Source organism: Mesorhizobium sp. M00.F.Ca.ET.216.01.1.1 (genome assembly GCF_004010325.2).
Taxonomy (GTDB): domain Bacteria; phylum Pseudomonadota; class Alphaproteobacteria; order Rhizobiales; family Rhizobiaceae; genus Mesorhizobium.
This window is the reverse complement of sequence record NZ_SADR02000023.1, coordinates 1-21,271: the sequence shown is the minus strand read 5'-3', so window position 1 is coordinate 21,271 and position 21,271 is coordinate 1. Positions and strand designations below refer to the sequence as shown.

Annotated in this window: 16 protein-coding genes and 1 pseudogene; 12 read left to right on the top strand and 5 right to left on the bottom strand. The window is 63.2% G+C overall.

Annotated elements, in window-relative coordinates:
• Positions 1 to 10: 10 nt before the first annotated feature.
• Positions 11 to 826, bottom strand: a complete 816-nt coding sequence (locus tag EN859_RS25825; RefSeq protein ID WP_127855607.1) for an SDR family oxidoreductase — start codon at positions 824 to 826, stop codon at positions 11 to 13.
• Positions 827 to 955: 129 nt separating this feature from the next.
• Between EN859_RS25825 and EN859_RS25820 the strand changes: the two genes are divergently transcribed.
• Both EN859_RS25820 and EN859_RS25815 read left to right on the top strand, forming a co-directional pair.
• Positions 956 to 2,197 (top strand): acyl-CoA dehydrogenase family protein, encoded by a 1,242-nt coding sequence (locus EN859_RS25820; protein WP_127855608.1) that lies wholly within the window; start codon positions 956 to 958, stop codon positions 2,195 to 2,197.
• 36 nt (positions 2,198 to 2,233) lie between these two features.
• Positions 2,234 to 3,271, top strand: a complete 1,038-nt coding sequence (locus EN859_RS25815) for a zinc-binding dehydrogenase (protein WP_127855609.1) — start codon at positions 2,234 to 2,236, stop codon at positions 3,269 to 3,271.
• Positions 3,272 to 3,274: 3 nt separating this feature from the next.
• Here the strand turns inward: EN859_RS25815 and EN859_RS25810 are convergent, their stop codons facing one another.
• The 3 genes from EN859_RS25810 to EN859_RS25800 form a co-directional block, all read right to left on the bottom strand.
• Positions 3,275 to 6,406 carry an efflux RND transporter permease subunit gene (locus EN859_RS25810; RefSeq protein WP_127855610.1) on the bottom strand — a complete coding sequence of 1,044 codons (3,132 nt, stop codon included), beginning with the start codon at positions 6,404 to 6,406 and terminating at the stop codon, positions 3,275 to 3,277.
• Entirely contained in the window at positions 6,403 to 7,566 is a 1,164-nt protein-coding gene (locus tag EN859_RS25805; RefSeq protein WP_127855611.1) for an efflux RND transporter periplasmic adaptor subunit, read from the bottom strand. The genes EN859_RS25810 and EN859_RS25805 overlap by 4 nt, the downstream gene beginning before the upstream one ends.
• A 167-nt stretch (positions 7,567 to 7,733) precedes the next feature.
• Positions 7,734 to 8,558 (bottom strand): MurR/RpiR family transcriptional regulator, encoded by an 825-nt coding sequence (locus EN859_RS25800; RefSeq protein WP_127855612.1) that lies wholly within the window; start codon positions 8,556 to 8,558, stop codon positions 7,734 to 7,736.
• 133 nt (positions 8,559 to 8,691) lie between these two features.
• Here EN859_RS25800 and EN859_RS25795 point away from each other — a divergent pair, with 133 nt between their 5' ends.
• From EN859_RS25795 to EN859_RS25750, 10 genes are all read left to right on the top strand, one after another.
• A complete protein-coding gene (locus tag EN859_RS25795; RefSeq protein WP_127855613.1) occupies positions 8,692 to 9,510 on the top strand; it encodes an N-formylglutamate amidohydrolase in 819 nt (272 codons plus the stop codon).
• A gap of 21 nt (positions 9,511 to 9,531) precedes the next feature.
• Positions 9,532 to 11,094, top strand: a complete 1,563-nt coding sequence (locus tag EN859_RS25790) for an amino acid permease (RefSeq protein WP_127855614.1) — start codon at positions 9,532 to 9,534, stop codon at positions 11,092 to 11,094.
• An 82-nt stretch (positions 11,095 to 11,176) separates the two neighbouring features.
• The gene (locus EN859_RS25785; RefSeq protein WP_127855615.1) at positions 11,177 to 12,547 is read left to right on the top strand and encodes a glutamine synthetase family protein; all 1,371 of its coding nucleotides are present in this window, start codon (positions 11,177 to 11,179) and stop codon (positions 12,545 to 12,547) included.
• 74 nt (positions 12,548 to 12,621) lie between these two features.
• The gene (locus tag EN859_RS25780) at positions 12,622 to 14,010 is read left to right on the top strand and encodes an aldehyde dehydrogenase family protein (RefSeq protein WP_127855616.1); all 1,389 of its coding nucleotides are present in this window, start codon (positions 12,622 to 12,624) and stop codon (positions 14,008 to 14,010) included.
• 17 nt (positions 14,011 to 14,027) lie between these two features.
• A complete protein-coding gene (locus EN859_RS25775) occupies positions 14,028 to 15,200 on the top strand; it encodes an iron-containing alcohol dehydrogenase (protein ID WP_127855617.1) in 1,173 nt (390 codons plus the stop codon).
• 243 nt (positions 15,201 to 15,443) lie between these two features.
• Complete coding sequence (locus EN859_RS25770) at positions 15,444 to 16,550, top strand: ABC transporter substrate-binding protein (RefSeq protein ID WP_127855618.1); 1,107 nt, start codon at positions 15,444 to 15,446, stop codon at positions 16,548 to 16,550.
• A 63-nt stretch (positions 16,551 to 16,613) separates the two neighbouring features.
• The gene (locus EN859_RS25765) at positions 16,614 to 17,528 is read left to right on the top strand and encodes an ABC transporter permease subunit (RefSeq protein WP_127855619.1); all 915 of its coding nucleotides are present in this window, start codon (positions 16,614 to 16,616) and stop codon (positions 17,526 to 17,528) included.
• Positions 17,525 to 18,316 carry an ABC transporter permease gene (locus EN859_RS25760; RefSeq protein ID WP_127855620.1) on the top strand — a complete coding sequence of 264 codons (792 nt, stop codon included), beginning with the start codon at positions 17,525 to 17,527 and terminating at the stop codon, positions 18,314 to 18,316. The genes EN859_RS25765 and EN859_RS25760 overlap by 4 nt, the downstream gene beginning before the upstream one ends.
• A gap of 14 nt (positions 18,317 to 18,330) precedes the next feature.
• Positions 18,331 to 19,395, top strand: a complete 1,065-nt coding sequence (locus EN859_RS25755; protein WP_127855621.1) for an ABC transporter ATP-binding protein — start codon at positions 18,331 to 18,333, stop codon at positions 19,393 to 19,395.
• Between the two features lie 99 nt (positions 19,396 to 19,494).
• Positions 19,495 to 21,045: a cation:proton antiporter gene (locus EN859_RS25750; protein ID WP_127855622.1), complete on the top strand. Its 1,551-nt coding sequence runs from the start codon at positions 19,495 to 19,497 to the stop codon at positions 21,043 to 21,045.
• Positions 21,046 to 21,094: 49 nt separating this feature from the next.
• Here EN859_RS25750 and EN859_RS25745 read toward each other — a convergent pair.
• A pseudogene (locus EN859_RS25745) lies at positions 21,095 to 21,271 on the bottom strand (ISAs1 family transposase); the annotation flags it as partial.

Here is a 21,271-nt window from a genome sequence, read left to right as displayed (position 1 = left end):
TCGAGCGGTTTCATTCCTTGAACAATTTCAGCCCATGCTGCACCGATTGCCCGCCGTCGATTGGCAGGATGGCACCGGTGACATAGCTGCCAGCACGGCCGCACAAATAGAGCGTTGCGCCGGCAATGTCATCCGGCGCGCCGATGCGGCCGATCGGAACATGGCTGCCGACATGTTTCGCCTGCTCCTCGCTGCCGGTGGCGAAAGCGGTCATGCGGCTCTGGAAGGGACCGGGGGCAAAGGCGTTGACGGTGATGTGGCGGGCGGCAAACTCGATCGCCAACGTGCGCGTCAGATGGTGAACCGCAGCCTTGGAGGCAGTGTAGGAATAGGCGTCGTCGGCGAGCGGCTGGGTGCCCATCACCGAACCGAGATTGATCACTCGGGCCGGATCGGCGTCGCTGGCGGCGGCGTCGAGCAGCGGCAGCAATTCGCGCGTCAGGTGGAAGACGGCGGTGACGTTGACGCCGAACACCTTGGCCCAGGCATGGTAGGGGAAGCTTTCCAACGGAGCTCCCCAGGAAGTGCCGGCATTGTTGACCAGGATGTGCAGCCGTTCCGACCGCATCTTCACTTCGGCAACCAGCGCCGCGATGCCGGCTTCGCTGGAGACATCACCGGCGAAGCCCTCCGCCCGGCCGGAGGCGCCGAGGCCGTTCAATTCGCCGGCCACCCTGATGCAATCCTCGCCCTTGCGCGAGGCGATCATCACGGTGGCGCCGGCCCTGATCAGCGCGGTCGCCGCCATGCGGCCGATGCCGGTCGCACCGCCGGTGACCAGCGCGGTCTTGCCGGCGACCGAAAACAGTTCGTCCAGATAGCTCATCGCAAATTTCTCCGCGCCTTTGCTCTCACGATCCGGGTGAAAGGGCTCGCGTTGACAAGGCTATCCGAAGTACGGTCATCCTTGCCACGGGTAAAGGGCCTGGATACGCGTTGAGAGGGCCGGAGATCGATGGCGGACATGAATCTGGGCATGACCGAGCGGCTGAAGCCGATCCACGCGCGCGTCGCGGCGATGGTGCGGGACGAGATCACGCCGCTCAGCGAGGAATTCCTGGCCGAGATCGGCAAGGGCGGCGACCGCTGGGTCCATAGCGCACGGCAGACCGAAATTCTCGAAGGGCTGAAGACGACCGCGAAAGAGCGCGGCCTGTGGAATTTCTGGCTGACCGGCTCGGAGCGCGGCTATGGGCTCTCCACTGTCGAATATGCCTATCTCGCCGAAGAGATGGGCAAGGCGCATCTCGGCGCCGAGACCTTCAACTGCTCGGCGCCTGACACCGGCAATATGGAAGTGCTGGAACGCTACGGTTCGATGGAACACAAGAAAGAGTGGCTGGAGCCGCTGCTCGACGGAAAGATCCGCTCGGCCTACCTGATGACCGAGCCGAATGTCGCCTCTTCCGACGCCACGAATATCGCCATGCGCTGCGAACGGCAAGGCGGCGACTATGTGCTGAACGGCGAGAAATGGTGGGCATCAGGCGCCGGCGATCCGCGCTGTGCCATCTACATCGTCATGGTGAGGACCGGCGGCGATGAGGAACCGCGGCACCGCCGGCATTCGATGATCCTGGTGCCCTCCGACACAAGAGGCGTGACCAAGCTGCGGGCGATGCAGGTCTATGGCGACGACGATGCGCCGCACGGCCATATGCATCTCAGATTCGAGAATGTGCGGGTGCCGGCGTCGAACCTGATCCTTGGCGAGGGCAGGGGCTTCGAGATCGCGCAAGGCCGCCTCGGGCCCGGCCGCATCCATCACTGCATGCGCGCCATCGGCCAGGCCGAAATGGCGCTGGAGATGCTATGCCAGCGCTCCGTCCGCCGCGAGGCCTTCGGCCAGCCTTTGGCCAGACTCGGCGCCAACTTCGACATCATCGCCGAATGCAGGATGGAGATCGAAATGGCCAGGCTGCTCTGCCTCAAGGCGGCGTGGATGATCGATCAGGGCGACGCGCGCGCCGCCGCGCCCTGGATCAGCCAGATCAAGGTGGTCGCGCCGCGTGTCGCGCTCAAGGTCACCGACGAGGCGGTGCAGATGTTCGGCGCACAAGGCATCAGCCAGGACACGCCGCTGGCGCGCTCATGGACGCATTTGCGCACGCTGCGCCTCGCCGATGGACCGGATGCGGTGCATCGCCGGCAGGTGGCGCGGACGGAGCTGAAGAAATACACGCAGGAAAAAGTCTGAGCGACTAATGGGTGCCTGCAATCAGGGAGTTTCCCGATGGCTGTTCCGTCCGAAATGAAGGCGCTGCTGCTTGTCGATGACGGCTACACCAAGACGCCCACCGGCAGCGCGCTCGAAGCGATGGAACCTTATCTCCGGCTAGGCAGCATCGCGGTGCCGACGCCCGGCCCGACGCAAGTGCTGATCAAGGTCAGCCTCGCTTCGATCAATCCGTCCGATGTCGCCTTCATCAAGGGGCAATATGGCCAGCCGCGCGCCAAGGGGCAACCGCCCGGTTTCGAAGGCGTCGGCATTGTCGCCGCGACTGGTGACGACTCCTACGCCGCGAGCCTCGCCGGCAAGCGCGTTGCCTTCGCCACCGGCCTGTCGAACTGGGGTTCTTGGGCCGAATATGCAGTCGCGGAAGCTGTCGCCTGCATCCCGCTCCTCGACACCGTGCGCGACGAGGACGGCGCGGCGATGATCGTCAACCCGATCACCGCGCTAGCCATGTTCGACATCGTCAGGCAGGAAGGCGAGAAAGCCTTCATCATGACCGCCGGCGGCAGCCAGCTTTGCAAGCTGGTCATTGGCCTGGCCAGGGAGCAAGGTTTCCGACCGATCGTCACTGTGCGCCGCGACGAGCAGATCGAGCATTTGAAGGAGATCGGTGCGGCCCGTGTCCTCAACGAGAAGGCGCCCGATTTCAAAGCGACGCTGCGCGAAGTGATCAAGGCCGAGCAGCCGCGCATCTTCCTCGATGCGGTGACCGGGCCACTGGCCTCGGCCATCTTCGACGCCATGCCGAAGCGCTCACGCTGGATCATCTACGGGCGGCTCGATCCGGAGACGACAATCATCCGCGAGCCTGGGCAGCTGATCTTCCAGCGCAAGCGTATCGAGGGTTTCTGGCTGAGCGAATGGATGCGCCAGTTCCGCGACCGGCGTGGATCAGCCGTCATGGAAGCGCAGCAGCGCTTTTCCGACGGGCGCTGGTCGACCGACGTGACGGCGATCGTGCCTCTGACTGAAGCCATGGCGAGGGTTCCCGCGGAACTCGGCAAGCCGAATGGCAAGGTGTTCATTCGGCCGTAGGCGCTACTCCGCCGGCTCGACATTGGCGTAGGCGGCTTCCTCAAGCTCGCGCTTCAGCCGCGTTTCCTCTTCCACCTTCGGCGTGACGAAACGGCCGAGCAAGAGATAGGCGACCGGGGTCAGGAACAGGGTCGAGATGGTGGCAAGCCCCAGCCCGCCGACGATCACCCAGCCGAGCGCGATGCGCGCCTCGGCGCCGGCGCCGCTCGCCAAAACCAGCGGCACGCCGCCGAGCACGGTGCAGATCATCGTCATCATCACCGGCCTGAGGCGAATGATGGAGGCCTGCTCGATCGCCTGGCGCACGCCGAGCCCGCGATCGCGCAACTGATTGGCGAATTCGACGATCAGGATGCCGTTCTTGGCCATGACGCCGACCAGCAACACCAGGCCGATCTGGGAGTAGGCGTTGAGGCTGGTGCCGGAGAACAGAAGCGCGAAGATCGCGCAGGCAAGCCCGAGCGGCACCGTCGCCATGATGATGACGGCGCTGACGAAACTCTCGAACTGGGCGGCGAGCACCAGAAGGATAATGACCAGCGCGAAACCGAAGATGGTCACCATGGCGCTGTTGGTCTCGCCCAGCGTCGCGGCCTCGGCCAGCGGCAGGATGCGGCTGCCCGGCGGCAGAAGCGGCGTGGCGATCTCCTCGGCCCGGGTAAGCGCTCCGCCGAGCGCGAAATCGCCGCTGAGATTGGAGGTGATGGCCACCGAAGGCTGCTGCTGCTCGCGGGTCAAAGATGGCGGCACGGCCCGCTCGGTCAAGGTGGCAATGGTCGACATCGGCACGAAACGGCCGTCTGCCGTCTTCAGGAAGATGTTCTCCAGATCGGTCGGATCGTTGATCGGGTTGGTGGTCGAGACCAGCTTCACCCCGTAGCTGCGGTCGGCGATATAGACGTCGACGACGTCGTTGCCGTCGAGCATGGCCTGCAAGGTGTCGGCAAGTCCGGTGATGTCGATGCCGAGGTCGGAGGCGCGCTCGCGGTCGATGGCGACGGCAAGCTGCGGCTGCGTCGGATCGACGGAGAGCCGCGGCGACTGGAAACGACGGTCGTTGCGCATCTCGGCGATGATCTTCACCGCGGCATCGCCGAGCGCCTTGCGATCATTGCCGACCAGCGCGAACTGCAGGCCGTTGCCGGCGCCGCGGATGCCGAGGCTGTTGGGCTGCACTGGAAAGACGCGCACGCTCGGCACCTGCCGGGTGAACTGGCTGATCTCAGCCATGATCTGCTGCTGGCTGCGGCTGCGCTCGTTCCACGGCGCCAGCGTCATCACCATGAAGCCGCTGCTGTAGGCGCCGTTTTGGCCGGCGCTTTCGAAGGTGCTGCGTATCTCGCCGGAATCGCGCAGCGGCTGGATCAGTCTTTCGATCTTCTGCATCTGCCCGGTCGTGTAGTCGAGACTGACGCCTTGCGGCGCGCTGATGCGCAGCAGCACGACGCCGCGATCCTCGATCGGCGTCAATTCCTGGCGGATCGTGCCGAACAGGGTGAAGGCGGTGGCGGCAAACAGCACCGCGACCAGCAGTACGATCCACGGCGCGTCGAGGCAGATGTGCAGGCAGCGCCGGTAGAGCGCGTTCAGCGCGCCGCCGATGCGGGCGCCGGCACCGCTGACTCCCTCATGGTGAAGCGGCGCGCCGGACAGTATGCGTGAGGCGAGCATCGGACAAAGGGTCAGCGCCACCACGCAGGACAGAAGCACCGACATGGCCAGCACGAAGCCGAATTCACGGAACAGACCGCCCGCCTGGCCGGGCAGGAAGGAGATCGGCACGAAGACGGCAACCAGCGTCAGCGTCGTGGCGATGACGGCGAAGAACACTTCCCTGGCGCCGAGCACCGCGGCGGCACGTGGCCCCATGCCTTCGTTGCGCCGGCGCACGATGTTTTCGAGCACGACGATGGCATCGTCGACGACCAGGCCCGTGGCCAGCACCAAGGCGAGCAGTGTCAATATGTTGACCGAGAAGCCGGCGAGGTAGATGGCGGCGATCGTCCCGATCATGGCGACCGGCATCGAGAGTCCCGGAATGAGCGTCGCGCGCCAGTCGAGGAGGAAGACGTAGATGACAATCAGCACGATGGACACAGACAGGGCGAGCGCGATCTCGACTTCATGCACGGCGCCGTTGACGAAGACTGCGTCGTCGCTGGTAACCTTGATCGACATGCCCTGAGGCAGGTTCGCCTGCAGCTTGGCGACGGCAGCCTTCACGCCGGTTGAAATATCCAGCGTGTTCGATTCCGCCTGCCGGATGATGCCGAGGCCGATGCCGGTCTTGCCATCCGAACGCAGCGTGGTCTGGCCGATGTCGGGACCGAGCGTGACGGTGGCAACATCGCGGATGCGCGTAGTGCCGCCGATGATGATGTTCTCGAATTCCTCCGGCGTGGTCACGTCCGCAGTCGTGCGCACAATGAGGTTCTGGTTGGTCGTGGTAATCGAGCCGGCCGGCGAATCGAAGGCGACCGAAGCAAGCGCTGCCCTGAGATCGGCGACTGTGAAGCTCTGGCTGGCAAGCTTGTCCTGGTCGACGTCGATGCGGAAGATCTTGTCGCGGTCGCCATAGACCTGGACGTCGGCAACGCCAGGAACAGCGGCAAGCTCGTCCTCGATCTGGTCCTGGACCAACACCGTCATGTCCTGCACCGACATGGTGTCGGAGGTGACCGCCAGCCGCATCACCGGATCTGAATTGGCGTCGGCCTTGACGATGCGCGGCGGATCCGCCGTGTCCGGCATCTGGTTGGCGACGCGGCCGACGGCGTCGCGCACATCCGACGCTGCGACGTCGAGGTCGACGCCGTCATTGAATTCGATGGTGACGCGGCTCGAGCCGAAGGAGGAGGTGGACGAGATCGACTTGACACCGGAGACGCGGGCGACCGCGCCCTCGATCGTGTCGGTCAGTTCGCGGTCGACGGTTTCGGCCGCGGCTCCCTCGAAGGTCGTCGAAACTGTGACGACAGCGCGGTCGACATCCGGCAGTTCGCGGATCTCGACGCCGTAGAAAGCGGCAAGGCCGGCAACCGCGATCAATGTGTTCAGCACGAAGGCCATCACCGGCCTGCGGATGAACAGTGCGGTAAAGCCGGTGTCGCTGGCGGCGTTGTTGGTCTCGGTCATGGGCCGTCGGCGTCGGCGGCGCGCTGTTCCTGGCCGGCAATACGGACCTCACCGCCGTCGCTGACGCTCTGGGTGCCTTCGGTTACCACCATGTCGCCACTGACGATCGGGGCGTCGATCAGCACGGTCTCGGTGTTGCGCTGGATGATGCGCACGGCAACCCGTTTGGCCTTGCCGTCCGCGACCGCCCAGACATAGGCGCCATTCGAGCCCCACTGGATCGCCAGCGGGCTTACGGCCGGATAGCTGTCGCCGGAGAATTTCATGGTGATCTGAAAGGACATGCCGGCGCGCAGCGAATCGGCCGGATTGGCGATCTTTGCCTTGACCAGAAGGGTGCGGCTCTTCTCGTCGATGTGGTTGTCGATGGCGGAAACCGTGCCGGTGTAGGTCTTGTCGGGATTGGCGATCGGCGTCGCCGACAATTGCGCCCCGACCTTGACGGCGGCGGCGAAGCGCTCGGGCACCCAGAAGTCGACCAGGATGCTGGAACGGTCGTCGAGGGTGGCGACCGCCGACTGGCTGGTCACGTAGTTGCCAGCGGCAATCGGCAGGATGCCGACAGTGCCGGCGATCGGCGCGACGATCGAGCGACGCTGCAAGGCCAGGTCCGCATCGCGAAGCGCCAGCTTGGCGTTCGCCAGCGCAACCTCGGCATCGGCGACGGCGACCGGTGTCGCGGCGTTGGAAGCGCGCAGTGATTTGACCCGGTCGAGCTTGGCCTGCGCGTCCTGCAGGCCGACCTTGGCGCGATCCTGGGCGATCACCTCGGTGTCGGAATCGAGGGTGGCGATGATCTGCCCCTTCTCGACATGGACGCCGGACTCGACCAGCAGTTCGGTGAGGCGGCCGGAGCTGTATGGATTGACCGTTACCGCGGCGTTGGCGCGGCCGGTGCCGATCGCCCGCAAGCGGTCGTTGATGGTGGCCGCGCTCGCCGGCAATGCAACGATGGTCACCCGTTGGCCGGCACCGTTGTGGACGCCCGCCTGGCTTGCGTTGGCGACGGCGCTCGTCTCGGCCGGAGGCGTTGCGGCATAAGCCCAGTCTACCCCCCAGCGCGCCAGCACTTCAGGCGCGCCGGGAAAAAAGCGCACCCAGGCGGCAGCCACCGCCACCAGGATTACAAGCGCAAAAACGATCTGTTTCCAGGCGGCCATCGGCACTCCGGTTGGCAAAAAATCCCGTCTACCGTTTGTCAGGATGAAGCAGACGCAACTACACACCCGACATGCGCAGTGCGACATCGATACCACGGCTTTATGGCAATTCTCCTGCGGCCTTGCACATTAAAATCTGTGTAGGGTTGGGCTTGGCGCCCTCGGGTCTAGCGCAGGCTCTCCAGTTCGCGGATGCGTTTGGCGCCTTCGGCCTCGAGCTGCCGGGTGACTGCGCCGATCAGCGTCTCGGCGACGACGAAAAGGGCTGCGGAAGAGTCCCAGGCCGAGGGCACCGCGGTGCGCCCGGCGATGACATGGCGGGCGAAGCGGGCGATCGGCGACAACCACTGGTCGGTGAACAGAACGATCTGCACGCCGCGCTGGTGCGCCGTCTCGGCGAAGCGGACAAGGCTGTCCTGGTAGCGCCTGATATCGAAGATCACCAGCACGTCGTGCTTACCCATATCGATCAGCCGGTCGCGCCAGACGCTCTCCTGTCCGGCGAGGTGGAAGACATTGGGCTGGACGATGGCGAGATGGGCGGCCATGTAGCGCGCCAGCGGATCGGTGAAGCGGCCGCCGATCAGGAATGTCTTGCCGCGCCGGTCGGCCAGTCTCGCGGCGATGTCGGCAAGCTGCTTGTCGGACAGGTGCCTGAACGTTTCGCGCATATTGTCGAGCGTTGCTTCCAGCATCGGCGACACGGTGCCGCCCGGCGACGACGGATTGAGCGTTCGCGATGCCGGCGACTGCAATTGCGCCGCCAGTTCGTCCTGCAGCGCCGACTGGAATTCAGGATAGTTCTGGAAGCCGAGCCGGGCCACGAAACGCAGGATCGTTGGCGAGGATACGCCGGCCGACTGAGAGAATTCGGCAACCGTCTTCAGGCCGATCAGCGGATAATTGGCGATCAGCGTCTGCGCGGCGCGCCGCTCGCCGGCCGGCATCGTGCCGATGCGGTCCGAGATCAGTTCGGCAATGCTGGAAATCATCTTTTCCCCACCCTGGCCATTTTGCCGAAATCGCATTTGACAAAACCTGACAAACTGTATGAAATCATCCACAGGGACGCAATGAGGCAAAATACGTAACATACGATACAGCGCTCCCCGGGGACGGCAGACAATGGAGACAGCACGGCCCGCCAGCCTTGCATCGTCTGATACCGTAAGGGTGACAAACCCCGGCGGATCGAGCCCATTCGTGCTGACCTGCGACCACGCTTCCAATTTCCTGCCGGCGGAATTCGGAACGCTCGGCCTTCCTGCCGAGGACCTTTCCCGCCACATCGCCTGGGATCCCGGTGCGCTGCCGGTCGCCCGCCGCATGGCCGAGGCGCTCGACGCGACGCTGGTCGAAACCTGCATCTCGCGGCTTGTCATCGACTGCAATCGCCCCCTCGACGCGCCGGATCTGGTGCCGCCGGTCAGCGAAACCACAATCATTCCCGGCAATGCCGGCCTGTCGGAAAAGCAGCGCGCCGCGCGGATTGCCCTGTCGTGGCAGCCCTTCCATGACGCGGTCGAGCGCATTGTCGACAAGAGGCTGGCGCGCGGGCAGGAGACGCGACTGGTGTCCGTCCATTCCTTCACGCCGGTCTACAAAGCCAAGAGCCGGCCCTGGCACATCGGAATCATCCATGACGAAGATCGCCGGCTGGCGTCACCACTGATCGCCGCGTTGAAGCGACTCTCTGGCGTCGCTGTCGGCGTCAACGAGCCCTATTCGCCGGCCGACCGCGTCTATTTCACGCTGGAACGCCATGCGCGTCCGCGCGGCCTGGCCTGCGCTATGATCGAAATCCGCAACGACGAAATCTCCGGCGAAGCCGGGCAGCGGAAATGGGCGGATCTGCTCACAGGCATTTTTTCGAATCTGGAGCCCGAGGAGGCCAAGGGCTCTCGAAAGAGCGCAGTCGGAAAGTCAGTTCAATCGGCCAGCTAAGAACCAGAAGGGGACTTCAAAATGGTAGCACCGGGTTATACTGAAGTTGACAAGAAGGAGGACCTGAAGGTTCTTCACGGAATGGGCTACGCCCAGGAACTGTCGAGAAGCATGAGCCGCTTCTCGAATTTCGCGATCTCGTTCTCGATCATCTGCATCCTGTCGGGCGGTATCAACTCCTTCGCGCAAGCCACGTCGTCGATCGGCGGCGCGGGCGCAGGCATCGGCTGGATCGTCGGTTGCATGGTTTCGGGACTCTTCGCCCTAGCCATGGCGCAGATCGCTTCGGCATTTCCGACGGCGGGCGGCCTCTATCACTGGGCGTCCATTCTGGGCAACCGCTTCACTGGCTGGCTAACCGCGTGGCTCAACCTGCTTGGCCTGATCACCGTCCTGGGCGCCATCAATATCGGCACCTCCTTCTTCTTCGTTGGGACGTTCGGGAGTTCCTTCGGCATCTCCGGTACGCCGGGCGAGATCGTCGGAATTGTCGCCTTCATCACCGTGCTGCAGGCGCTGCTCAACCATTTCGGAATCAAGCTGACGGCCATGCTGACGGACGCCTCCGGCTTCATCATTCTCGGCACGACGGCAGTGCTGATCGTCGCCTGCCTGGTGTTTGCTCCAGCCATCGACATTACCCGGCTGTGGACGTTCACCAACTATTCCGGCGATGTGGGCGGCGGCGTTTTCCCGCAGTCCGATTCCATCGGCTACCTTTTCCTGCTCTGCCTACTTCTGCCGGTCTACACCATCACCGGCTATGACGCGTCTGCGCACACATCGGAAGAAACCCTGAAGGCTGCCCACTCCGTCCCGCGGGCGATCGTCTCGTCAGTGGTCTGGTCCTCGCTGATCGGCTGGGTGATGCTTTGCGCAATGGTTCTGGCAATTCCGGACCTGGCGGCGGGTGCCAAGCAGGGCTGGAACGTGTTCTTCGCAACCATGGACGCGATCTTGCCGATATGGCTGAAGTCGCTGCTCTATCTGGCCATCCTGATCGCGCAGTTTCTGTGCGGGCTTGCAACGGTTACCTCCGCTTCGCGCATGCTTTTTGCCTTCTCGCGTGACGGCGGCATGCCGGTTGGTTCGGCATCGCTGGCCAAGGTCAGCCCGACCTATCGCACGCCAGTCAATGCAATCTGGACGGCCGCGATCCTCGAGATCCTGTATGTGTTCCTTGCCCAGTTCGTCTCGATCGGCGGGACCAACCTCTACACCATCGTCGTCAACTCCACGCTGGTGTTCCTGTTCCTGTCATTCATCATACCGATCGTGCTCGGCATGATGGCGCTCGGTACATCCAAGTGGCCCAAGGCCGGCCCGTGGGATCTCGGGACAGGCCTGTTCAAGCTGGTCTGCTTGCTGTCGGTCGTCGGTATGGTGATCATTTTCTACATCGCCATTCAGCCGCCAAACGACAAGGTTTTTGGCATCACCGTTGCGTTCATCGTCCTGGCCGCCGTTTTGTGGTTTGCGGTGGAGAAACGCCGCTTCCAGGGGCCACCCATCGGCGACCAGATTGCAAAGCGCCAGGCGGCAATCGCGGCTGCCGAGGTAGCCATAGGCGAAGCCGCCGCCTGATACCTACTGTCATGACCATGGCCGGCGTTCTGCCGGCCATGGCTTTCGTGCCCTTCAACGACAAGCCTGGAGTGCCACAAGAATGGCCGGAAATTTCTCGTTCGATCAGTTGAAGAAAGCGGTCTCCGAGGGAGAGATAGACACTGTGCTGGCCTGCATCGTCGACTTGCAGGGCCGGCTCGCGGGAAAGCGTTTCCTGGCCCGATATTTCGTCGATTCCGCCCATGACGAGACGCATGGCTGCAACTACCTGCTGGCCGCCGACATCGATATGGAGCCGGTGCCCGGCTACAAGGCGGCGAGCTGGTCGAAGGGTTATGGCGACTTCGTCATGAAGCCGGATCTGTCGACGCTGCGGCGCGTCCCGTGGCTGGAAAAGACCGCACTTGTGATCTGCGACGTACTCGACCATCACACCCATGACGACCTGCCGCATTCGCCGCGCGCCATCCTGAAGAAGCAGGTCAAGCGGCTCACGGAACGCGGCTATATCGGCTATTTCGCCTCCGAGCTCGAATTCTACCTGTTCAGCGAGACCTATGATTCCGCCCGCAGGAAACACTGGCAAGGCCTCGACACGGCCTCGCCCTATATCGGCGACTACCAGATCGGCATCACCACCAAGGAAGAAGGCGTCATGCGCCGACTGCGCAACGAGATGGAGGCGGCCGGCATTCCGATCGAGAACTCCAAGGGCGAGTGGGGCCCAGGCCAGGAGGAGATCAATGTACGCTATGCCGAAGCGCTCGACATGGCAGACCGCCACGTCATCCTCAAGAACGGCGCCAAGGAAATCGCCGAATCGGAAGGCAAGGCGATTTCCTTCATGGCCAAGTACAATTACGGCTACGCCGGCAATTCCAGCCACATCCACAATTCCCTATGGAGCGCCGACGGCAAGATGCCGCTGTTCTTCGATAAAAATGCGGAGTGGACGCTGTCGACGCTCGGCCAGCAATGGGCGGCGGGCCAGCTCAAATACGCCAAGGAATTCACCTGGTTCCTGGCGCCCTACGTCAACTCCTACAAGCGCTTCCAGGCCGGCACCTTCGCGCCGACCAAGATCATGTGGAGCGAGGACAACCGCACCGCCGGCTTTAGGCTGTGTGGCGAGGGCACCAAAGGCATCCGCATGGAATGCCGCATCGGCGGCGCCGACCTCAACCCGTATCTCGCCTTCGCCGCGCTGATCGCGGCCGGCCTTGCCGGTATCGACGAGAAGCTCGAGTTGCAGAAGCCCTTCGTCGGTGACGCTTATCAAGCGGCGCAGCTGCCGGAGATCCCGAAGACGCTGCGCGATGCCACCGAGACGCTGGTGAACTCTACAATGCTGAAGCAGGCTTTCGGCGAGGACGTGATCGAACATTATGTGCATACGGCACGCTGGGAGCAGTTCGAATACGACCGTCGGATCACGGACTGGGAACTGCACAGGGGGTTCGAGCGGTACTAGAGTGGACGGGACCGTCGGCGCTGACGGGGCGGCATCAACCAACAAGGTTATCGTAGAATGCGAGGACTCAAGGAATGACCGAAACGGTCAAGATAAAATCCCCCGTCGATGGTTCGATCTATGCCGAGCGGCCGATCGCCACGGACCATGCGATCAATGCCGCGGTCGAGCGCGCCAAAGCGGCACAGGAGAAATGGGCCGAGACGCCGGTCGTCGAGCGCGGCCAATACATGCTCGCCATGCTGGAAGCGCTGGTCGTCATGACCGACGAGATCGTGCCGGAGATCGCTTGGCAGATGGGGCGCCCGGTGCGCTACGGCGGCGAGTTCGGCGGTGTCAGGGAACGCACCAGCTACATGGTCGAGATCGCCGAAGCCGCACTCAAGCCGGTGATGGCCTCCAATCCGAAGGAAGGCTTCCGCCGCTACGTGAAGAAGGTTCCGCTCGGCGTCGTCATGGTGGTTGCGCCGTGGAACTATCCTTACCTCACCGCCGTCAACACCATCGTGCCGGCGCTGATGGCCGGCAGCGCTGTCATCCTCAAGCATGCGGCGCAGACGCTGTTGGTCGGCGAACGCTTCCAGCAGGCGTTCGACAAGGCCGGCCTGCCAAAGGGCCTGTTCCAGAACCTCGTCATGAACCACAGCCAGACTGAAAAGCTGCTTGGCTCGGGCAAGATCGACCATGTCAACTTCACCGGATCGGTTGCCGGCGGGCGCGCGATCGAAAAGGCTGCTGCAGGCACCTTCATGACGCTCGGCCTCGAGCTCGGCGGCAAGGACCCGGCCTATGTCCTGCCAGACGCCAAGATGGACCATGCGGTCGCCAATCTCGTCGACGGCGCCTTCTACAATTCAGGCCAGTGCTGCTGCGGCATCGAGCGCGTCTATGTGCACGAGAAGGTCTACGATGAATTCGTCGAAGGCTTCATCGCCGAGACCAGGAACTATGTCGTCGGCAACCCGCTCGACCAGGCGACAACGATGGGGCCGATGGCGCAGGCGCGCTTCGCCGACCTGATCCGCGAGCAGAGGGCCGAGGCGCTTCGCAAGGGCGCCAAGGCGCACATCAACATGAAGGTGGCCGATGACAGGCAAGGCTCGCCCTATCTGGCGCCAGAAGTGCTGACCGGCGTCGACCACCAGATGAGCGTCATGCGCGAGGAAAGTTTTGGCCCTATCGTCGGCATCATGAAAGTGCGCAACGACGAGGAAGCGATCGCGCTGATGAACGACAGTCCCTATGGGCTGACGGCCTCGATCTGGACGCGCGACACCGATCATGCGGCGGCGATCGGCGACCGCGTCGAGACCGGCACCGTGTTCATGAACCGCTGCGACTATCTCGATCCGGCGCTGGTCTGGACCGGCGTCAAGGACACCGGCAAGGGCGCCGCACTGTCGGCCATCGGCTACGACAATCTGACCAGGCCGAAGTCATATCATCTGCGTGAAGCCATCTGATTTTTCGAAAGACAAAAATGACAAAGCTCGTCTCCAAATGGAACTACCCGACGACCGTCCGCTTCGGCGCTGGGCGCATCAAGGAATTGCCTGAAGTGCTGGCGGCGACCGGCATCAAGCGGCCACTCTTCGTTACTGATCCCGGTTTGGCTAAGCTGCCGGTCGTTGCCTCGACGCTGAAGATCCTCGACGACGCCAAGGTGCCCTATGGCGTGTTTTCCGAAGTGAAGCCGAACCCGGTGGATTCCAACCTGACCGCCGGCATTGTCGTGTTCAAGAAGGGCAGCCATGACGGTGTCATCGCCTTCGGTGGCGGCTCGGCGCTCGACCTCGGCAAGCTGATCGCTTTCCAGGCCGGCCAGACACGGCCGGTCTGGGATTTCGAGGATGTCGATGACTGGTGGACGCGCGCCAACTCCGATGCAATCGCGCCGATCATTGCCGTGCCGACCACCGCCGGCACCGGATCGGAGGTCGGCCGCGCCGGTGTCATCACCAACGAGGCGACCCACACCAAGAAGGTTATCTTCCATCCAAAGCTGCTGCCGGCCATCGTCATCGCCGATCCCGAACTGTCAGTCGGCATGCCGGCCTTCATCACGGCGGGTACCGGCATGGACGCACTTGCCCACTGTCTCGAAGCCTATTGCGCGCCGGGCTATCATCCGATGGCCGACGGCATCGCGGTGGAAGGCATCCGGCTCGTGTTCGAAAACCTGCCGAAAGCCTATGCCAACGGCAAGGGCCTCGTCGCCCGTGCTCACATGATGAGTGCCGCCGCCATGGGTGCTGCCGCCTTCCAGAAAGGGCTTGGCGCCATCCACTCGCTGTCGCATCCGATCGGCGCGCTCTACGACACCCATCACGGCATGACCAACGCCGTGTTCATGCCCTATGTGCTGGCCTTCAACCGCGACGCGATCGAGGAGCGTATCGGCCGGCTCGCGGCCTATTGCGGCATCAAGGGTGGCTTCGACGGTTTCGCCCGGGCTGTCATAAAGCTGCGCAAGGAGTTGAAGGTACCGCATGCGCTGCCGGGGCTAATCAAAGGGCTCGACATGGACAAGAAGCGCAAGGGCCTTATCGCCGACATGGCGGTGGTCGATCCGACCGCCGGCGGCAACCCGGTCAAGCTGACCAGGAAGGCGGCGCTGACGCTGCTCGAAAACGCTATCGCCGGCACGGTGTGAGGCGGTTTTTCGCGACGGAAATTGATCCTGAAAAGAGGGGAAAAGAAAAGGGAAAGGATGAAGGGCAAGGCAGAAAGTAATTAGCCGGAAAAAGAATCGCGGAGCGATTGCTACCATCGGTTAAAAAGAGTTTACTTTTTCGCACTGCGGGGCGCCGGTTTCACAAAGCTTTCATCTGGCTGTCACACGAAAACGATACCGCATCGCAGGCGTCCAACGGCGTCAGTTCAACGGAGAGAACACATGTTCAAATTCACGGGGAAAGTGCTTTCCCTTTCGGCCGCGACGCTCTTTGCGTCGACGGTGATTTCGTCCGCGGATTCGATGGACGATCTCGTCAAGGCCGCGAAGGCGGAGGGCCAGCTCACGACCATCGCGCTGCCGCATGACTGGTGCGGCTACGGCGCCGTCATCGAAGGCTTCAAGGCGAAGTATCCGGAAATCACCATCAATGAACTCAATCCCGACGCCGGCTCCGGCGACGAGGTCGAGGCGATCAAGGCCAACAAGGACAACAAGGGCCCGCAGGCGCCGGACGTGATCGACGTCGGCCTGTCGTTCGGCCCCTCGGCCAAGGCGGATAGTCTGATCCAGCCCTACAAGGTATCGACCTGGGACTCGATCCCGGATAGCGCCAAGGATGCTGAAGGCTACTGGACCGGCGACTATTACGGCGTGCTTGCCTTCGAGGTGAACAAGGATCTGGTTAAGGAAGCGCCGGCCGACTGGGCGGATCTGCAGAAGCCGGAATTCGCCAATTCGGTCGCGCTCGCCGGTGATCCACGCGCCTCGAACCAGGCCATCCAGGCGGTGTATGCCGCTGGCCTTTCTGGCGGCGCGGCCGCCGGTGAAGCCGCCGGCACTGCGGGTCTCGACTTTTTCAAGAAGCTCAACGCCGCCGGCAACTTCGTCCCGGTTATCGGCAAGGCCGCGACGCTCGCTCAGGGCCAGACGCCGATCCTGGTCACCTGGGACTACAACGCGCTCTCCGGTCGCGACACGCTGAAGGGCAACCCGCCGGTCGACGTCGTCGTGCCGAAGACCGGTGTCGTCGCTGGTGTCTACGTGCAGGCGATCAGCGCCTACGCGCCGCACCCGAATGCCGCCAAGCTGTGGCTGGAATATCTCTACTCCGACGAAGGCCAGATCGGCTGGCTGAAGGGCTATTGCCATCCGATCCGCTTCAACGACCTTGCCAAGAACGGCAAGCTCCCGGCCGAGATGATGGCGAAGATGCCGCCGGCCGAGTCCTATGCTGCCGCGGTGTTCCCGACGCTCGACGAGCAGGGCAAGGCCAAGGAAACCATCACCAAGAACTGGGACGCCGTTGTCGGCGCCAACGTCAAGTAAGCTGCGAAATCATCCGGGCGGCTGTGAGGCCGCCCGGTGACTCTCAAAGACGGTAGCCGGCGCATGACCGACCTCTCGCTTTCCGATCAGGCAATTGCGGGAAAAACCGCGCCCCCGAGCGAGGCACGCGCATTGCGGCTGCCGACGCAGTGGCTCGGCGTTGCGCCGTTCTTCATCTTTGCCATCATGTTCCTGATCCTGCCCACGCTTTATCTCATGCTGGGCGCATTCCAGAATGATGCCGGCGAATTCACCTTCGAAAACATTGCAGCATTGGCGCAGCCGTCGATCGTGGCGGCCTATTGGATCTCGATCAAGGTCAGCCTTGCCTCGGCACTGATCGGTGCATTCGCGGGGCTGGCGATTGCCATCGCCATCGTGCGCGGCGGCCTGCCGGAGTGGATACGGTCGGCGACGCTGACCTTTTCCGGCGTGGCTTCGAATTTTGCCGGCGTGCCGCTGGCCTTCGCTTTTCTCGCCACACTCGGCCGGCTCGGGCTTGCCACCGTGCTGCTCAATACGCTGTTCGGCCTCAACATCTATGCTCACGGTTTCAACATCCTGTCGTTCTGGGGCCTGACGCTGACCTATGTCTATTTCCAGATTCCGTTGATGGTGGTCATTATCGTGCCGGCGATCGACGGGCTGAAGAAGGAATGGGGCGAGGCCGCCGCAACGCTCGGCGCCACCACCGCACAATACTGGCGCATGGTGGTCATCCCGGTGATCTGGCCGAGCTTCCTCGGCACCGTCATCCTGCTGTTTGCCAACGCATTCGGCGCCATCGCCACCGCCTACGCGCTGACCGGGTCGTCGCTCAACATCGTGCCAATCCTGCTCTACGCGCAGATCCGCGGCGACGTGCTGCACAATGCCCATCTCGGCTATGCGATCGCCTTCGGCATGATCGTCATCACCGGGCTTGCCAACATCTTCTACATCTGGTTCCGGACACGCTCGGAGAGGTGGCTGAAATGAAATCCGGCAGATTCTGGGCCTGGGTCGTCTTCATTCTCGGTGCGGCTTATCTCTTTATTCCGCTGATTGCGACGGTGGAATTCTCCATGCGCATGCGGCGCGGCGCCTATTCCTTCGATGCCTACCAGATCGTGCTGGGCGACAGTCAGTTTCAGGCGACCTTCATGTACTCGGTGATCGCGGCGATCTTCACCATCATCCTCGGCGTGCTGGTGGTGGTGCCAACGGCGTATTGGATCAGACTAAGGCTGCCGCAGCTTCGTCCGATCGTCGAGTTCATCACCCTGCTGCCGCTGGTCATCCCGGCCATCGTCATCGTCTTCGGCTACATCAGAATGTATGGGTCGAACTCGCCGCTGCCATTTCTGTCGAACAACACGGCCACCAACGCGCTGCTGGTCATCGGTTATGCGACGCTGGCGCTGCCCTATATGTACAGGGCGGTCGACACCGGCCTGCGCACCATCGATGTGCGCACGCTGACGGAAGCAGCGCAGATCCTTGGCGCCGGCTGGTCGACGATCATCACCCGTGTCATCCTGCCCAATGTGCTGATTGCGGTGCTGTCAGGCGCGTTCCTCACCTTTGCAATCGTCATTGGCGAATTCACCATGGCCAGCCTGCTCAATCGGCCTGCCTTCGGCCCGTATCTTCAGAACATCGGCGCCAACCGCGCCTATGAGCCGGCAGCACTTGCCATCATTGCCTTCGCGATTACCTGGGGCTGCATGTCGCTGATCCAGATACTGTCCCGCTTTGCGCCGAGATCGGCGAACCGCCCGAACTGATCGAAAGAAAAACCATGGCCGAGCCATTCCTCTCAATCCAGCATGTGCGAAAATCTTTCGGCGCCACCACCGTGGTCCAGGACTTCAACCTCGACGTCGAACCGGGCGAGTTCGTCTCCTTCCTCGGACCGTCGGGCTGCGGCAAGACAACGGTGCTGCGCATGGTCGCCGGCTTCGAGGAGCCGAGCGCCGGCAAGATCATCGTGGCCGGCAAGGACATCACCCGGCTCAAGCCCAACCAGCGCAATGTCGGCATGGTGTTCCAGGCCTATGCGCTGTTTCCAAACCTGACCGTGGCACAGAACATTGCCTTCGGGCTGAAGGTGGCGGGCATGCCGAAGGCCGATACCGACAGGCGCGTCGCCGAGATGCTCGACATCATCAAGCTGCCGCAGATGGGCGACCGCTATCCCTACCAGCTGTCGGGCGGCCAGCAGCAGCGTATCGCGCTGGCGCGTGCGATTGCGCCCAAGCCCAAGCTGCTGCTGCTCGATGAACCGCTGTCGGCGCTCGATGCCAAGGTGCGCGTGTCGCTGCGCGAGGAAATCCGCTCGATCCAGAAGAAGCTCGGCATCACCACCATCTTCGTCACCCACGACCAGGAAGAGGCGCTGTCGATCTCCGACCGCATCGCCGTCATGTATGGCGGCAAGGCCGAGCAGGTCGGCACGCCGTTCGAGATTTACAATCGGCCGGCGACGAAGTTCGTCGCCAATTTCGTCGGCACGCTGAACGTGCTCGAAGGCACGGTTACCGATGCCGCATCGGGCAAGGTGCGCGTCAATTCGCAAGAGGTGGCGCTCAAGGGCAAGCTCAACGGCTCGAAGACCGGCGACATGCTGTCGCTGGCGCTGCGGCCCGAGGCGATCTCGCTTGGCCGCCAGCCAGGCCGTGATTCCAGCCTTTCGGGCGAGATTGCCGAGGTGCATTTCCTCGGGTCGGTCATCCGGGTTCGCGTCGGCATCGGCGGCAGCACGGTCTCGCTCGACACGTTCAACAGCCCGGCAACGCCGCCACCGGCGGTCGGCGAAAAGGCCGAGATCTCGTTTTCGTCGGGCGACATGCTGGTGCTGCACTAAGCGAGCCTGCTCCACAAGCCGGTGAAACAGTTGCTGAAAGTCGTGACTATCCCCGTCTTTTGCAGTGCCAATCGCCTTGTTCCGCAGCTACGATAGGGCATGGCCCTTTTCGAGCTGACCCTGGTTCTCCTGCTGATTGCCGTCGCCCTGACGGCGCTGTCACGGCGTTTCCAGGTTCCCTATCCTTCCTTGCTGGCGCTGGCCGGCGCCGGTCTTGCCTTCCTGCCGTTCGCGCCGACCATCGAGATCGACCCGGAACTGACGCTTGCGCTGTTCATCGCTCCGGTACTTCTCGACGCGGCCTACGACACGTCGCTGCGCGACCTCAATCGCTACAGGCTGCCGCTTGCCTTGCTGGCATTCGGCGCCGTCATTTTCACCACCGCTGCGGTGGCGCTGGTCGGGTGGAAAATGGCAGACCTGCCGATCGCAGCGGCCATTGCCCTTGGCGCCATTGTCGCCCCGCCCGATGCGGTCGCGGCGGCGGCGGTGCTCGGACAGTTCAAGGTGCCGCACCGGGTCACCGCGATCCTGCAAGGCGAGAGCCTGCTCAACGATGCAACCGCGCTTTTGATCTACCGGATATCGGTTTCCGCAGCCATCGGCTCCGTCCTGCTGAGCAGCGCCGTTCCAACGATCCTGCTGTCGACGGTCGGCAGCCTGGCAGCCGGCTATGTGCTGGGTCGATTGTCTCTCCTCACGCTCGCTCGGATCGAAGATGCCGCGAGCGGCACGGTGGTGCAATTCGCGGGAACTTTCGGTGTCTGGATCCTGGCCGACAAGACCGGGCTTTCCGCCATCATCACCATCGTCGTCTATGCCATGACCATTGCGCGCACCGCGCCGCGCCGCATGTCAGCCAGAAAGCGCGTCAGCTCCTACTCGGTCTGGGAGACGGCGGTCTTCGGGCTCAATGTGCTGGCCTTCGTGCTGATGGGCCTTCAGGCACGATCGATTGTCGGCCGGCTCGCCGAGCAGGGACAGGTCGACGCATTTGTCTTTGCCGCAGCTGTCCTGGCTGTCGTCATCGTTTCGCGTCTCGTCTGGGTGCTGGGCTGCGGCGCGGTTCTCAGATGGCTGGCACGCTTCGGCGATGCGCAGCAGCAGGCCGAGGCCCCGACGTTTCGCGGCGGCGTGCTCATCGGCTGGTGCGGCATGCGCGGCCTGGTGTCGCTTGCAGCGGCGTTCGCCTTGCCAGCCGATTTTCCCGGCCGCGATCCGATCGTGCTCACGGCGTTCTCAGTCGTTCTCGGCACATTGGTGCTGCAAGGCATCAGCCTGAGGCCGCTGCTTCACCTGCTCCGTCTCGATCCGGATGAAACGGTCGACCGAGAGGTTGCGCAGGCACGCGTCGCCATCATGCAGGCTGCACTGGACGTGTTGAGCGGCAAGACGTCGGATGTCGCGGCTGCGGTGCGCGAGCAATATGCCGCGCAGCGCACGATCGCCGAAAATCCTGAGGATGCCCAGGCAGCGACCGAGTACGACAGGTTGCGCCTCTATGCCATCAAGAGCCAGCGTGATGCGCTGGAGCGGCTGCGCAAGGACGGAACGATCGGTGATGACGCGTATCATCGGCTGGAGGAAGAGATCGACTGGTCGGAACTGGCGGCGTCTCCGCCGGGCCGGTTCCAGCCGCTAACGACGTAGCTACGCACCTGGCTCAGCCCCGCCGTCGTTCCAGGGCTCCGAATCCAGGTTAACGGCGGAGCTCGCCGAGGATTGCGGCGAGGTAGTCGGTGCTCCACGCGGCCTTTTTGCGTCTGAGTTTGATGGAGTGCTTATCGCTGACGGTACGGACCAGGTTGATGGCGAAATGGCGCACGATGGCCATGTTGAGGGCGCCGTGGCCTTTTCTGAGCCGCGATTGGTCGTC